The organism is Polystyrenella longa (assembly GCF_007750395.1).
In the GTDB taxonomy this organism is placed as follows: domain Bacteria; phylum Planctomycetota; class Planctomycetia; order Planctomycetales; family Planctomycetaceae; genus Polystyrenella; species Polystyrenella longa.
In genome coordinates, this window is record NZ_CP036281.1 from 145,044 (window position 1) to 160,440 (window position 15,397).

10 protein-coding genes are annotated in these 15,397 nt (G+C 50.4%); 4 read left to right on the plus strand and 6 right to left on the minus strand.

All coding sequences use genetic code 11. From position 1 onward, the window contains the following. The first annotated feature begins 528 nt into the window (after nucleotides 1-528). The 4 genes from Pla110_RS00550 (at nucleotide 529) to Pla110_RS00565 (ending at nucleotide 6,035) form a co-directional block, all read left to right on the plus strand. Nucleotides 529-1,020 carry a chemotaxis protein CheX gene (locus Pla110_RS00550; protein WP_144992135.1) on the plus strand — a complete coding sequence of 164 codons (492 nt, stop codon included), beginning with the start codon at nucleotides 529-531 and terminating at the stop codon, nucleotides 1,018-1,020. Nucleotides 1,021-1,185: 165 nt separating this feature from the next. Continuing rightward, nucleotides 1,186-1,551: a response regulator gene (locus tag Pla110_RS00555; protein ID WP_144992137.1), complete on the plus strand. Its 366-nt coding sequence runs from the start codon at nucleotides 1,186-1,188 to the stop codon at nucleotides 1,549-1,551. A gap of 423 nt (nucleotides 1,552-1,974) precedes the next feature. After that, a complete protein-coding gene (locus tag Pla110_RS00560) occupies nucleotides 1,975-3,942 on the plus strand; it encodes a sensor domain-containing diguanylate cyclase (protein WP_144992139.1) in 1,968 nt (655 codons plus the stop codon). 515 nt (nucleotides 3,943-4,457) lie between these two features. Further along, on the plus strand, nucleotides 4,458-6,035 hold the full coding sequence (locus Pla110_RS00565) for a sodium:proton antiporter (protein WP_144992141.1): 1,578 nt from the start codon (nucleotides 4,458-4,460) through the stop codon (nucleotides 6,033-6,035). Nucleotides 6,036-6,148: 113 nt separating this feature from the next. On the opposite strand, the gene Pla110_RS00570 is transcribed toward Pla110_RS00565, so the two are convergent. The 6 genes from Pla110_RS00570 to Pla110_RS00595 form a co-directional block, all read right to left on the minus strand. Continuing rightward, complete coding sequence (locus tag Pla110_RS00570; protein WP_144992143.1) at nucleotides 6,149-6,955, minus strand: DUF4198 domain-containing protein; 807 nt, start codon at nucleotides 6,953-6,955, stop codon at nucleotides 6,149-6,151. Between the two features lie 62 nt (nucleotides 6,956-7,017). Beyond that, nucleotides 7,018-8,016 (minus strand): DUF1559 family PulG-like putative transporter, encoded by a 999-nt coding sequence (locus tag Pla110_RS00575; protein ID WP_144992145.1) that lies wholly within the window; start codon nucleotides 8,014-8,016, stop codon nucleotides 7,018-7,020. Between the two features lie 85 nt (nucleotides 8,017-8,101). Continuing rightward, complete coding sequence (locus Pla110_RS22805; protein WP_231742788.1) at nucleotides 8,102-8,680, minus strand: hypothetical protein; 579 nt, start codon at nucleotides 8,678-8,680, stop codon at nucleotides 8,102-8,104. Nucleotides 8,681-9,042: 362 nt separating this feature from the next. Continuing rightward, entirely contained in the window at nucleotides 9,043-11,556 is a 2,514-nt protein-coding gene (locus tag Pla110_RS00585; protein ID WP_144992149.1) for a methyl-accepting chemotaxis protein, read from the minus strand. Between the two features lie 52 nt (nucleotides 11,557-11,608). Further along, nucleotides 11,609-12,100, minus strand: coding sequence for a chemotaxis protein CheW (locus tag Pla110_RS00590; protein ID WP_144992151.1), 492 nt, complete (start codon nucleotides 12,098-12,100; stop codon nucleotides 11,609-11,611). Further along, on the minus strand, nucleotides 12,097-14,790 hold the full coding sequence (locus Pla110_RS00595; protein ID WP_144992153.1) for a hybrid sensor histidine kinase/response regulator: 2,694 nt from the start codon (nucleotides 14,788-14,790) through the stop codon (nucleotides 12,097-12,099). Before Pla110_RS00595 ends, Pla110_RS00590 begins: the two co-directional genes overlap by 4 nt. Between the last annotated feature and the right edge of the window lie 607 nt (nucleotides 14,791-15,397).

The following is a 15,397-nucleotide window of genomic DNA, read 5'->3' on the forward strand; positions in this document are numbered from 1 at the left end:
TTTAGCGACAAAATTCTCTTCGAGACGTCTGAATTGATTCAAAACAGAGACGAGACGTCTCGATCTGAAAAGCAATAATCTATTATTTAAAAAGCACAATAGTTGACATCGTCTGAACAACCGTTCGCATTTAGAAACTTTATTGAAAATTAGCGGTTTGACAATAGCAAAACCGATTTTACAGGAAAACACCTCCTTAAGATCGCGCTGCTGGGTGTTTCGACAACAATCTGAACAATTGCCCTTGGCTTCCGGAAGATAGGGAGAAAAGGATGGAAAAACCGTGCAAGTTGAATTTTGGATTCTATGTTTAGGCATTAAATCAATGCATCTGCCGCAGAGTCTGAACCACATCTCCATTGGAGAATGTGAGGATATCTCGCAGATAAAATGAAATTTGTCACAGTTAATCAGTCATGAACCCACACAAATTGTGTTTTTTCAGGCTTAGACCTGACAAGAGCCTCCCTCATGTCCAGGAATTTTGCCTTCGATTTGTCTCCACTCAACCCTGTGGAAGGAGCAGTAATGTCTACGGTAACTCGCGAAAGTTCAGAGTTAACATCGGAATGCGTTAATCCGGTACTTGGTGCTACTAAATCAGTATTTGAAGCCATGTTGGGGTGCACGCCCGTTCGAACGGGACTGGCTCTTAAAGAGTCGACTCAACCCAAATATGAAATCAGTGCTGTGATCGGTGTCACCGGTCGTGCTATCGGAACGATCGCTGTCAGCCTGAAGGAATCAACCGCTCTCGAGGTTCTCTACCGTCTAGTGGGGGTCCGTGCAGATGAAATGAATGCGGAAGTCTGCGACGCCGTAGGTGAACTGACCAACATCATTGTGGGCAACACGAAAGCGAAAATGGAAGAATTACAGCTCTCCATTAGTATTCCCAATATCATTACCAGCTCTGGCCACCATCTCCATTACCCGTCCAAAGTTCAGCCGATCTGTATCGAGTTCGATTCGGAAATTGGTCCTTTTGCGATCGAAGTCGGTTTCGCCAGTAATGACTAATGATTCCACTGAGTGGCCAGCGGCAGATGATGGTTTCCGTGACCTGAACCAAACTAATAAAACAAAATCTATGTAAAGATACACCTCTGGTAATGATGGCTGGGGCAGATAATGAGCTCGCCCCATTTGGCAGAATTTAATTGATGTATCTTGGAGTCAATTGAAATGAAGGTATTACTTGTTGACGATTCCGGCACGATGAGAACGATTCAACGTCGTTGTCTCAATATGCTGAGCATTACAGACATTGTGGAAGCGGAAGATGGTGTTCAGGCTCTCGATTTATTCGAGCGAACCAATTTTGACATCGTCCTCAGCGATTGGAACATGCCCAACATGGACGGGCTTTCTCTGCTTAAAGAGATCCGTCAGCGTGACGCGAATATTCCGGTGATTATGATTACAACGGAGGCTGAACGTGCTCGCGTGGTCACCGCGATCCAGGCTGGTGTTTCGGATTACCTGATTAAACCGTTTACGCCGGACATGCTTAAGGAAAAGATGGAGCGTTGGGTAACTATTCCCTCCTGAGAACAATATATCGATTATCTTTGAAGTGAGGGGCTCTCACTCTATGGCATGACCATTGCGAATATTCTGTTGGTCGCTGTAGGGAAGAAAGGACGATAGTTCTAGAAGAGCAGTCAATCTGCTGTTCCAAGGAAATCTGATTCCTGAGCAAGGCCCCCAAAATCCAGACATATCAATAGCTTCCCGTAGATCTTCGGGAATGCCGGCTCCTCCCGAACAGAAGCGAGGCCCGGTCGTATATCATTTGCACAGCAAGGAAGATTACACCGCTGAATCTCCAGATTGTTTCAGCTCACAATAACCGCATTGTCGGGCTAAGCAACGAGAGGACTCTCCGCCAGGAGATTCTGCACGTGTCACTGTTGTCTCGAACAGCCGATAGTCTTCCTGGCGATAGGACGCAGGCGAAATAAGGAAACTGCAATGATCGACCCAAAGAAAATATGGTCTTCCAATAATCTACCATCGTTACCCATGGTGGCCATTGAACTATTGGAACTCTCAAAAGATACAGATTCCGAAGTCAGTGATTACATTCGTCTGGTCAAATCCGATCCGGCCATCACCGCGAAGATTTTGAAGGCGACCAACTCTTCTTACGCCGGGTTCAAAAACCCCATCACCAGCATCGACCGCGCTGTCCCATTACTTGGAGCGACGGTGGTTACCTCATTGGCGCTCAGTTTTTCTCTGTCCGACGCTGCACACGTTGCCGGTCCTATGGCGACGTGCTTCAAAAACTATTGGCGGTCCTCCGTGGTTAAAGCCGCCGCTTGTGAAGTCATCGCACTGGAATACAATCCGGGATCGGAAAGCGATTTTTTCCTGGCGGGTTTACTTTCCAGCCTGGGGCGACTGGCGATGCTGAAAACGATCCCGCAGGACTACCTGAAGGTGATCGAGACATTCGAGGAGTCGGAAGACAAGCTGCTCCATGAAGTCGAAACAGAGTTGCTCGGAGTCAACCACATTGAAGCCGGGTTGAATCTGATGATCTCCTGGAAAATCCCCTCCACGATTCAGCTTTGTGTTCGGCATCAGGCTGATCCTCCTGAAGTGATCAATGCCATTGAGCCTTCGCAGGATTTGGATATGGTGCGGGCTGTTGCCGTAGCGAATGCTGTTGGTAGCTACTTTTGCACTCATCAGAAGGGGATCGCATTACAGCGGCTCCAGTTATTGACGGCCAGTTTTTACAAATGGTCCGATAAAGATCTCGAAGATCGCTTGCTGAAAATGAAAGAGCGGATCGATCTGGCAGCAGAGGTCTTCTCTGTCGACACATCAGAAATCGAGAGCCTTAATGACATCATGGCCGAAGCGGGCGAGCAATTGGCGATGCTGGCGATGCGAGCCCATGTTGCCAGCACCCAGGCCGTCGTGCGTCAGCAAATAATTGAAGAAGAAGTCAAACAGCTAGAGCAGAAAAACCAGGAATTAACAGAACAGGCGATTCGAGACGTTCTCACGGGAACCTACAATCGAAAATTCTTTGACGAAAGTCTGCGAAAAGAGATCGCCCGTGCGGCACGCTCCGCTACGACGATTGGGGTCATCTTCCTCGATATCGATAACTTCAAAAAACTGAACGATACCTACGGTCATCAGTTTGGTGATGACGTCCTTAAGCAGGTCTCGGCTCGCATGGAAGATACGTTGCGTACAACCGACCTTCTTGGCCGGTACGGAGGCGAAGAGTTCGTCGCTCTGGTTTCACAACCGACGAAAAAAGGGCTGACCAAAGTTGCCGATCGATTGCGGGCCGCGATTGAGAGTTTGAAAATTCTGTTCAACAACAAACAGGTACCTGTCACGATCAGCGTGGGGGCTTGCATCGCCATGCCGCGAAGGAACGGACTTGAAGTTGGCGAACGCCTGGTGACAGAGTCCGATGCAGCCATGTACGACTCCAAACGAAATGGACGAAATCAGGTTCATGTCCGTTCGATTATCGATCCCATTCAGGAACAACTGACACAGCTCAGCAATCAGAAACGATTCAGCCGTTGGCTCGTTCGGCATGGCCATGCCCGTATCGAAGAAGTTTCTCAGGTTCTACTGGATTGTCATTTTCCACATGAGAAAATCGGTGTCCTTGCTCAAAATTCAGGTTACCTGACTGCTGAGCAGGTGGAGCAGATACTGGATTTACAGAGACAATCCGATGAACGCTTCGGCGTGACCGCGATTGCACAGGGATTTCTCACGGAAGAACAAGTCGCCTATTTACTGGCTATGCAACAGGAAGATGCAGGACAAGTGGCTCAAGCTTTAGCCGCTAAAGGCTGCATAAACGACGAAATCCTTTATAACCTCATGAACATCTACAAACACGAGGTGGATCCATCCCGGCCTGCAAAAAATGCAGTGGCCAGCGATTCAGCGACCTAAAGTTGGGAACAACGACCAGCTTACCGGGTTCGGATGATTGCACTGAGAAAAGTCAGTTCTTGAACACAAAAGAGTACGAAGCCAACTCGTCGTCGGCCTTCCAGGATTAATTCAGGAAGGGTTCACGACCAGGATGACGGGTAAAAAATCGTGCTGACAGTCCAGGCTGTATGTTCACATTATTGAGCTGACGCTTTTTGACTATAATCCACTTGATCGAGAGTGATTGATTCACAGACTTCTCTTCAGGGTGGGTAGGAAACTATGATTCCCTGCAGTCGACAGTGCAAGTCGTTTTGAAGGCCGGGTCCATGGAGGAACTGAGTGCGACAGAATCTCTAACAGAGATGTCACCTCGGATCGAGCAGGTTGCCGGACGGAATGTCTGGTGGACTCAGAGTGCAGGTTTCTGCTCTGAGCCAGTAACCATTTTCAAAGCCCTCTTGACTGATTCGCTTCCTTTCGGAAACTGGTCAGTTCAAATTTGAAATCAGCAATTGGTGGATACAGTAGATATGACGGAAGTCTCTGCAATCTCGTTCAACGAACAGAAAATGTCGCGAAGGTATGCCCTCTCCCTGATCGCGGCCATTGTCCTCTCCTTTCTTGGCTGGCAGATTCTGCACGATGGGGGAAGCCATGCTTCCGCAGTCGCCGCCGGTTCTGCAACAGAACATGCTGTTGAGCATGGTGCCGAGCCCCATGGAGCTGCCGAGGGAGCCGTACCAGCCGAGGAAAAGCACCACGATATCGCTCCTGATTTTTATAGCATTCTCCCTTTTGCAGCGCTGCTCCTTTGTATTGCCTTATTGCCACTGTTTCATAAGACAGAACATTGGTGGGAACATAATTGGAATCGATTTACAGTTGCCGTCGTTCTGGGCGCCGTGACATTATTTTATTACGCGTTCCTGTACGGACATGGTGTGACCGACCATACAGCCCACACAACGTCGGAGCCTGGCTTGGGGGCGGCGGTCGTTGTTCTCAAAAATGCTCTGCTGGTAGAATACATTCCTTTCATTACTCTTCTGTTCAGTTTGTATGTCATCTCGGGTGGCATCGCGATTGAAGGTCACCTGGTAGGACGACCAAAGTTGAATACAGGCCTCATCGGTTTAGGGGCGCTGTTAGCCAGCTTCATTGGTACGACCGGTGCCGCGATGTTGTTGATTCGTCCTTTGCTGCGAGCCAATGCCAACCGTGATTATGTTGCCCATACAGTGATCTTCTTTATCTTCGTTGTTTGTAATACGGGTGGCTGCCTGTTACCGATCGGTGATCCACCATTGTTCCTGGGGTATTTGAGAGGCGTACCATTCACCTGGACGCTGGAACTCTGGCCGGAATGGTTGTTCGTGAATTTCCTGCTGATTGGTGTCTACTTCACCTGGGATACGCTTAAGTACCTTAAAGAAAACCGAACCAAGATCGAAGCGAAACCGGAGAATCCCGAGAAATTCAAAATTCGGGGTGTATTGAATTCTGTCTGGCTGGTGGGCGTCATCATCTGTGTCGCCTTGCTCGATCCGAGCAAAGCTGTTCCCGGGACAGACTGGCATGCCCCCATGTACTTCCGCGAAGTGATGATGTTGATTCTCACCGGACTGTCACTGATTTTCACCAGCGTTTCCATTCGCCAGAAGAATTCATTCAACTACGATGCCATTCTGGAAGTGGCAGCCCTGTTTGTGGGTATCTTCATCTGCATGCAGGCACCGATTCAAATTCTAAACGTGTATGGAAAGTTTCTTGGCTTCGACAGTCCAACGAAGTTCTACTGGGGAACGGGTATTCTTTCCAGTTTTCTGGATAACGCACCGACCTATGTCGTCTTCTTTGAAACGGCCAAAACCATGGAACCTACCGGAACGGTGGTGGCTGGTGTTGGGGAGCTTATGCTGTCGGCCATCAGTTTGGGAGCCGTCTTCATGGGAGCGATGACCTACATCGGCAACGGTCCGAACTTTATGGTCAAAGCTATCGCCGAAAAGAACAACGTGCGAATGCCTTCCTTCTTCGGTTACATGGCTTACAGTTGTGCGGTCCTGTTACCGATTTCGATTATCATGAACCTGATCTTCCTGCTGTAAGGCTCACCGCCTGAACGTTAGAAGTTCAGAATGTAAATTAAAAAAGGGTCGGAAGTTCGATAGAACTTCCGACCCTTTTGTCATTTCAAAACGGAGTAACGATCTCGTGAATGTTACTCTCCGCAACAGGGACAGATCTCCGGCACCAGGACGGTTAATGTCGCCGCATAAAGCGTTTCATCATAGGCTTCCCCGTCGACGGCTGGGACTTTATGGTGAACGGCGATGAGAAAACGATTCCCCGACTTCGGAGTGAAACTGACCGCTCCGTCCGCGTCCGTATTACGCTCATACTGTTCGTCGAAGCCTTCTGCCAGGCTGACGCCCTGAGGAATGTAAGAAACTTTTGCGTCAGCAAGTGGTTTCCCTTCAAACAGAACCTGCATCCGCAGTTTCTTGCCCGGGCCCATGGGAGTGACGGGATTGGACATTGGAACCAGCTCTAATGCATGACCTGCGACGCGATCGAATCCGGGGTTGTCGACCGAAACTTGGTCCAGAGATGGGGTCACAACGAAAAACGTTTTGGCACTCTTAATGGCACGGATGGGGTGACCATGATTAAGCAGCTTGTCCAGAGTATGTTCGACTGTGTACAGGCCAGGTTTCTTAACGACGAACTTACTGGTCCAGTAGCCTTCGTTTGGTGCGTAACCGGTGTCGATTAGGCGATCCAGAAGATCGTATCGGGTTCCATCGGGAGAAACCAAATCAACTGAGCAGCCTTCCAGGTCGAGTTTACTCGCCAGTTTGAAGTCGCGATGGTCGTTGCCGTGATTGCCCAGTTTAAGGTCGATGTAAACCGCTCCACCGGTACGTACCAGGTTGGAATTGGTTTCGACCCAGGTGTCATGGGCGAATGCCAACGGACTGAGCAGGCAGCACCAGCCGAATAGAAACAGAAAAGAAGTACGAATCATGAGATTCCCTTTATGAATGTCGACAGAGGATTGGTTCAATCCAATCATGTCGAAGCTGATGTTTATAAATCGCCGATTGGCTCTTTACCGTTACGAGTAGCAAGAGCACGCCAGATACTGCTGTCGATTGCTTCGCCAATGAATTGCACGCTACCGTCCAGGTAGGCAGCAAAAACGCCCCCGGGATGAGCGCTGCGAGCACTGGTCATCGCGAAGTTGTGATACCCATTATGGCAGTCGGGCAGCGGATAGTTGGGCGTGTACCAATGGTTATACATCGCATCCGCCAGGTGTCCGTTCACCCACTTAGCACCCCGTTGACCCGACCAGGCAGGAGCTGTCGCGACGTCGCAGGAGGAAGGCGTTGTTTGGGTTCCCAGAGGCAATTCGATCACTCGATGACGATAGTCAGAATCGTCAGGGGCGCTGTTGGTACCATCGCCCAGCAACTGTTCGCTGAAGACAATTGTATGACTGGTTCCATCTTTAACATGACGAAATCCAATATCGGACAGCGAGAAAATCAAACCGTCCGCATCGGCGATAGACCCGTCATCGGATGTTCCTGGTCCGTTTTCGCCAGAGCCAGAGCACGCGGGATAGCTGAGACCGCCGTAGATAGAATCGGGTACAGATGCGCGGTCGCTAGGGCAAATCAGAAACGAGATATAGTTCTGAGCGGCCATGTCATTGTTATTCACTTCGGTTGCGTCGTATGCACCAAAGTTAAATGCGTTCAGTGGAGGAACGTCATAGTTCAACAGATTTTCGAGGTTAGCCTGTTCCGCGTAAGGGAACAGTTTGGCTTGAGGAGACCAGACGAAAGGGAACCCCAAGCTACCCGGTGGCAGAACGCGATGAACGGATTCGTAATTGTGCAACGCGATACTCATCTGACGGAGGTTGTTCCGGCATTTGGTTCGTCGGGCCGCCTCCCGCGCTTGTTGAACGGCGGGAAGTAACAGGCCAATTAATATCGAGATGATGGCCATCACCACCAGTAATTCGATCAGTGTAAATCCACGCGCACGTTGTGCGCGTAGATTGATTGAATGTCTCATTGAAGAAACTCCAGAAAAGAAAAATCCAGGGAACGCCCCAAAAATGTACGGACGTTCGGAAATGGGAATGATTCCAGGTAAAGAATCAGGCCGCTTCTGGAGGAGGAGTTTCAGGTAGCTGACGACGTTCGGGACGGACTCCGGAATAATCCAGAATCGTCCAACTTAAGTCGAACAAGGAGGAGCAGATTGCAGACTTAGAGAGAATACGTGGTTCGCTGTTGGTCACCAGACTGGAAGGGAACGAACCTCCACAGCCACAGGAAGTCAGGGCAGGATGTTCTTCCTCGGGGACAGCCGGAGTTTTTTCAGGGGCAGGCTTACTGCAGCAGGGTTGGTCGGTTGCCGAACTGCAACATGAGAGGAGCGACATGGCGAAGTCCGACGGTGCGCAGATATCAGTTGGGAGCTGACAACAGGCTTTGGGCTTCGCAGTTGAAGCCGCAGTGGAACAACAGGAAGATTGTCCTATGTCAGTGGCTGGTTTATGACAGCAGCATTCACCGCTTCCTTTTACGGACTGACTGCATTGGCAGCCACAATCGGATTGCCCTGAATAATGGGCCGGCACACCGACCATCATCGCCAGATAGACCAATAGCGTTAACGAGCCGATAAGTCGGCTACGATTAAACGTGATTGATAATTTCAGGCGGGGGTACATCGTTCGGAAGAACCTTGGGGAAACAGTCGCGATTACCGTCTCCGTTCAGCAATCAGTGCGATCATATCAGGCGAGTTTTCAGCCTGACGAGATTGATGGCAAGTTATCTTTGGCGATCTCCGTGCCAACGTGGGGTCCTTCGATTGTAAAAGAGCATCGAGGGCAACCGAAAGAGAGTACTTGGTAGATTTCCCAGTTTCAGGAATAACCGGGTCTTATTTCGTAGGGAAATTGGATGGATTTCCGCCTTCGCCGAGAGGATGGTTTGGACCATCTCTGGAGCGGATGCCTCTCAGAGCGGAGTACACAAAAAAAGGGAGAACCAGATGGTTCTCCCTTGATTGAGTTTAGCGCGGGGTGGTTTAGATTGCCCGCATTTTGATCAGGAAATCTCCCGTAACCTTATCGAGTCGGGCCGATTCGGCAGCGAGAGCGTCGGCAGACCGGCTGATCTCAACGGCACCCTGGCCCCCCTCTTCGGCTGCTTTGGAAACTCCCGTGATGTTGTTGGAGACTTCCGCTGTACCGCGGGCAGCCTCGGAAACGTTGCGAGAGATTTCGCTTGTAGCCGCTGTCTGTTCTTCGACGGCACTGGCGATTGTCGTAGAGATTTCGTTGATTCGGCCAATACTTGTACCGATCGACTGAATCGCTTCTGCGGCTCCACCGGTCACGTTCTGGATCGCTTCGATCTTCTGACTGATCTCTTCCGTCGCCCGAGCAGTCTGGCGAGCGAGTTCTTTGACTTCATTCGCAACGACCGCGAACCCTTTGCCCGCTTCACCCGCACGAGCGGCTTCAATCGTGGCGTTCAGGGCGAGCAGGTTGGTCTGCTGAGCGATTGAGGTAATCACTTTGATGACCTGACCAATTTCGTTGCTCGCGACACCGAGATCTTTGATGGTCACGTTGGTTCGGTTCGCTTCTTCGACGGCCTGGGCAGTCATCATTGAAGCGTCCTGGACGTGGCGGGCAATTTCGGAAATCGAGCTGGAAAGCTCTTCGGTTGCACTGGAGACGGTCTCGACGTTTTTGGTCGCTTCTTCCGAAGCGGCGGCCACGACTTGTGACTGTCGAGCAGTCTCTTCCGTCAATGCAGCCATCGCCTTGGAGTTATCCTGCATTTCTGTTGCCGAAGCCGTCACCGCAGTGACGACACCTTTGACATTATTTTCAAAATCGTCAGCCAGCTTGACGCGTTCAGTAATCACGTCCCAGGTCACCATTGGACCGACATAATCATTGTTCTTATCAAAGATGGCGGAGACCAACAGGTCGAGAGTCTGGTCGCCGACGTTGATTTTGGCACGGTGTGGCAGGTTGTTGGGATCTCGCAGCAAGGCCCGTTGGTGTTCAGGAGCTTTGTGGAAGACGTCGATTGAGCCGCCAATGATTTTGTCTACGGGAACGGGAAGCAGTGATTCAATACTTCTTAGCGTCCGTTCTGAAGCGGGGTTCATGAACACGATTTCACAATCTTTATTGGCCAGCATCACATTAATAGGAATGTTTTCCATCATGTTCTGGATGCGGACCATCTCGTTTTCCAGACGCAGCTTTTCGGTGATCACTTCCCATGTCACCATAGGACCAATAAAGCGACCACTGTCGTCTGAAACCGGACTAACGAGCAAATCGAGAGTTTCCGGACCGACGGCGATTTGTGCCCGGTGCGGAAGATTGCGTGGGTCAGCCAGCAATGCCCGTTGATGAGCGGGGTTGTGATGGAAAATATCGATGGACTGGCCAAGCATCTGGTCGGCCTTCACAGGCAGCAGGGCTTCGATGCTTTTCAAGGTTTTGATAGAAGCGGGATTGATGTAAGTAATCTCGCAATCGAGGTTAGCCATCATCACATTGATGGGAATCTGATCGAGCATCGACTGAGCTTTTGCAGCGGCTGCCGCGCGAGTCGCTCGTTCTGTGATCAGGTCCCAGCTCTGGAAAAATCCCTGCAGCGTTCCAGCATCGTCACGAACTGGTACGATGTTGACGTCGATGATCTCGTCGTGAAGATCCAAAGTGATTTTCTGTGGAGCACGCAGGATGGCCGGGTTGACCTCCAGTTCTGGTGCGGCTTGGTAAAGTTTCGTGACTGGACTGCCAATCAAGTCCTGCGTACTGAACCCCAATACGGGAGCAAGTTTAGTAAAAAGCTCCTGACCTTTGTGATTTATATAGGTGACGGTCCCATCGACTTCGACGAAGACGAAGGAGAGTGGAGAATGTTCCACCATTCCGTAGAATTGCTCGAATTTCTGTGACGCCGTGCCTTGCTCGGTCGTGCTATTCGTTGATTGGACAGGCATCTTCCATTCCTCCTGAATGTGGTTACCGGTAGTTCCGGAATTTGAGGGGTTGTTGTGGGGGCGTTCCTGATTGGAATCGGTCTGATTTGAATAGGCGTCGGATCGTAAACCCGAAGTGCTACTGACAGAGGTACTTGTGGTGACCAATTCTTTCGATCGAGTTTCGACCGAAGCATTGATCATAATTGTTGCGATGGCTTCAAGAGCTTCTTGCCAGACAAGAGCCAGTTCCTCGGACCATGCTTCGCCCGCCATTTCTTCCATTACGACCAGTAAAGAAAGAGCAACGGGTTCATAGTCTTCTGCAGTGACTCCATAGCCTCCATGTCGGCGACCGAGTTCCTCCAGAACAGATTGTAATTTTTCAGGTTGCTCCAGCGATTTCACGACGGTCGACAATGCCTGAACCAGTTTTTTCCGTTGTTCAGGCATCTCCGCGTTTACGAATAGAGATTCGAGATGCGGGTAGTCTGTAAACAGTTTATCGTAGAATCGGTCGGCCAGTTCTCCCGCATGGGGAGCCAGCAGCTCGAATGATTCTCTTAGTAACGGAACATTCAAAGTCATGAAATCTTATCCTACTTGAAGGACGTTGCTCGGAGAGCAGGCGATAGGTCAGTTAGAAACTGAGGATGGCATCAATATTTAAAATGACAAACAGTCGATCATCCAATCGAAATACGCCAGTCGTCACGTCACGCCAACGGGCATCGAGTGTCGGTGGTACGGATTTCATCAAATCACGAGAAACATTGATCACATCGCCAACTTCATCTACCAGCAAACTGAATGGTTCGTTCTTATTTCGGATGACGACATTCATGCTTCCCTGTTCTGATTCAAACGGAGGCAGCCCGAGACGTCGTCGGAGATCGAGGGCGGTGACAATCTGACCTCGCAGATTAACGAGCCCGGCAATCTCTGCTCGAGACTTGGGAGTACGAGCGATGCTTTGCGGGTTCAGTACTTCCTGTACGGAGTTGACTGGCACGCCGAGTAATTGATTGTCGACCCAGAAAGAGACGTATTGATTCTCGTAATCGAGTTCACTGCTCATTTGCGAGTGGTCGTGTCCTCTGACCGGATTCTTTTTCACAGTAGATTGGCTCATGATGCGCGGGCTCCTGATTCGGAGATTGCGCGGGAGCGGACAATCTCTTCGATAGTGTCTATGAGTTGTTTAGCGTTGAACTTTTTCAGAAAGCGGTTGAAGCCCATTTGCTCGGCATATTGCTCGTCTGATTTTGCCGAGAGAGAAGTCATGGCGATCATTGGGATGGTCGACATGTCGGATCGACCGCGAACCCATTTCGCAAACGCAAAGCCATCCATCACAGGCATCTCGATGTCCGAAATGATGAAGTCGAACCGCTCGCCATGTTCGATCATTTCTATCGCGTTTACGGCGCTACTTTGTGTGTTGACCCGATATCCGTTGGACTCCAGCGCGGTGGTGACCAACTGGCGGAAGAAAAGAGAGTCGTCCACGACGAGAATATCCAGCTTCTTATGGTCAGTGGCTCGGTCGTACCAGTGGGGGACAATCGAGGAAATGTAATATTGGGTATCGATGATGTCGGTGGCACAATTGTTGACAATCGCCGTACCCAGCACACCTTCTCGCTGCGACTGCATACGAATGTCGAGACGCTCGTTCAGGATATCCTTGATTTCATTGACCAGCAGACCCATCGAACAATCTCCTTCGGAGAAAACGATAACGGGTTGCGGATCGGGACCTTTTTCAAGTATGTCCATTTCACTAACGGGCTGCAGCGGTAGTAAGTCACCCCGGTATTGAACGATGAGGCGGTTTCCGCTTCGTTCGATACTCTCACGCGGGAATTCTTCCAGACGCGCGACGAGCGAAAGCGGGACAGCCATCGTCGTTTGATTTCCAGGATCGAATAGTAGAAGACTGGTCGTATCGTTCGACTGGTCGAATTCGTTTTCTGCGTTGGAATGGTCCTGCGGAGATTTCTGAAGGCCGTTGAATTCGGATGCGATGCCTGCCACGTCCAGAATCATGATGACACGGCCGTCACCGAGAATCGTCGTTCCTTGATAAATGGCGACGTCTTTCAGCAGGCTGCCCATCGGTTTAACGACAATCTCTTCGGTATCGAACACCTCGGAAACAATCAGTCCCAGCTGGTTCTCTCCTACTTGCACGACCACAATGTAAATGTCGTCTTCGTCAGTAAGAGCTCGGTCCAATTCCAGCGTGTCGCTTAGATAGACCAGGGGTAGTAGACGATCTCGCAGGCGGAAAACTTCATGTTGGTGGATGCGTTCAATTTTCTGACGGTCTTCAGCTTCCAGACGGACCAGTTCCACTACTCCTAGCTGGGGAATGGCGAAGCATTCGCCGCCACTTTCGACCACGAGTGCCGAAATGATGGCGAGCGTCAGTGGGATCTTGATCCGGACAGTTGTTCCTTTGCCGAGATTTGTGGCTAGATCGACAGTTCCACCAATCTGTTCGATGGCGGTTTTGACCACGTCCATACCCACACCTCGACCAGACACGGAACTAACTTTTTCCGCCGTCGAAAATCCGGGGTGAAAGATCATCGGTAGAATTTCGCTCTGGGTCATCTTGGCCGCTTCGGCTTCGGTGACCAGTTCGTTTTGAATTGCTTTCTGCAGAACCCGATCTGTATTGATACCAGCACCATCGTCTTCGATGCTGATAATGACGTGGCCTCCTTCATGGTAGGCATTCAGATTAATCGTTCCTGTTTCCGGCTTGCCGGAATCGCGTCGAACTTCAGGCAATTCGATACCATGGTCGGCCGAATTTCGGACCATATGAGTAAGAGGATCTTTGATGGCATCCAGAACCGTTCGGTCGAGTTCGGTTTCTGATCCGGACATCTCCAGGTCAATATGACGACCTGTAATCTGACAGAGGTCGCGTACCAGGCGGGGAAGTTTACTCCACGCGTTCCCGATCGGTTGCATTCGGGTTTTCATTACTCCTTCCTGCAGGTCGGTGGTGACTCGGTTCAGGTGAGAGATGGAGTGAGAGTACTTAGACTCTTCTTCTGTCCGGGCCAGTTGCAGCAACTGGTTTCGAGTTAGTACGAGTTCTCCCACAAGGTTCATCAAGCTATCGAGAACGTCAACGTTAACCCGGATCGAGAGATCGGCGACAGACTTACGGGCGACTCCTTCCACCGGCTCAGTTTGTTCAGCAGGTTTGGGGGCGGGAGCAGGTGGAGCAACTTCGGCTTCTAAAACAGGAGGTGCTGCTGAAACGGACGCTTGGGGAGCGGGAGTGGCCGGTTCCGGTTCGGGCGCTGGGGCCATCGCTTCATCAAACGGATTAGAAAATGAATTGGCGGCCGACTCCGATTGCATGTCCATGCTCGATGTCGGAAGTTGATTCAATCCGGGAACGGCAGCTCCGGAATCTTCCACCGAGTCGGAGAGTGCGTCCAGTTCTTTGATCAGCGGATTGTAGTCGGTTGTCGACTCTTGTCCTGTGGCTTCCAGAGACTGCAGCAGTTCTTTGATGCCATCAATCCCTTTGAGCACGATCGAGATCGAAGATTCCGAGATCGGAAGTTTCTTATCCCGCATTTTGCCCAGGACATTTTCGGTCGCATGGGCCAACTCGCCGGTACGATTCAAACCAATAAAACCGCACGTTCCTTTGATCGTATGGATCGTTCGGAAAATGGAGCCAATCAAGTCGGGGTCCTCTGGATTCTGCTCGAGAGAAACAATCTCCGTATCGAGTCGAACCAGGTTCTCCCAGCTCTCCGCCAGAAACTCTTGTATGATTTCATCTTCCACTGAACTGACTTCCCTGTTCTCTGGCGGAATGTCTTATTAAGGACGGCTACAACTTAATGATCGACGAATTACTTCAGCCCAGTCTGACCGTAGCAATCGGGAGCCGCTTCCGTGGAAGCAGGTTCCATAACGAATGCACAGTCTGATTTCCGTCTCAATCGATGTGAACGACACGGGGACGTCTGCCGGTGTCCTTCACATTCAAACTCATTTCAAAAGGTGGTTTGATTCATTTCTCGCTCCGTTTTAAGAGAGAGAAAGGTGTGCAACTTTTGATCAAAAAACAGATGTTCGGGCTTAAAAACACGTCTAAGATGCAGTTTCCTTATCGACTAACGCCATCAAAAGTCTTTAAGCGACAAAGAGTATGCTTCGAATTCAGAAGCTAAAAAGAGCGGTGCCAGCTAGAGTTTGGAGAACTTTTGGGGCCGGATGAGGAGAGTTTCGGTTAATGGGTTGAATAGGCAGTTTGCGTTGTTGGGGTGAATGCCTCACCATCTTCGGGCGGGTATGCTCCGATGGAAAATACGGAATGCCAAGTTAAACAGCATGGCGTTCTTGAGCGTACAGCAAGAGGACCGGCGGCTGCCCTCATTCAGCGGGGCAG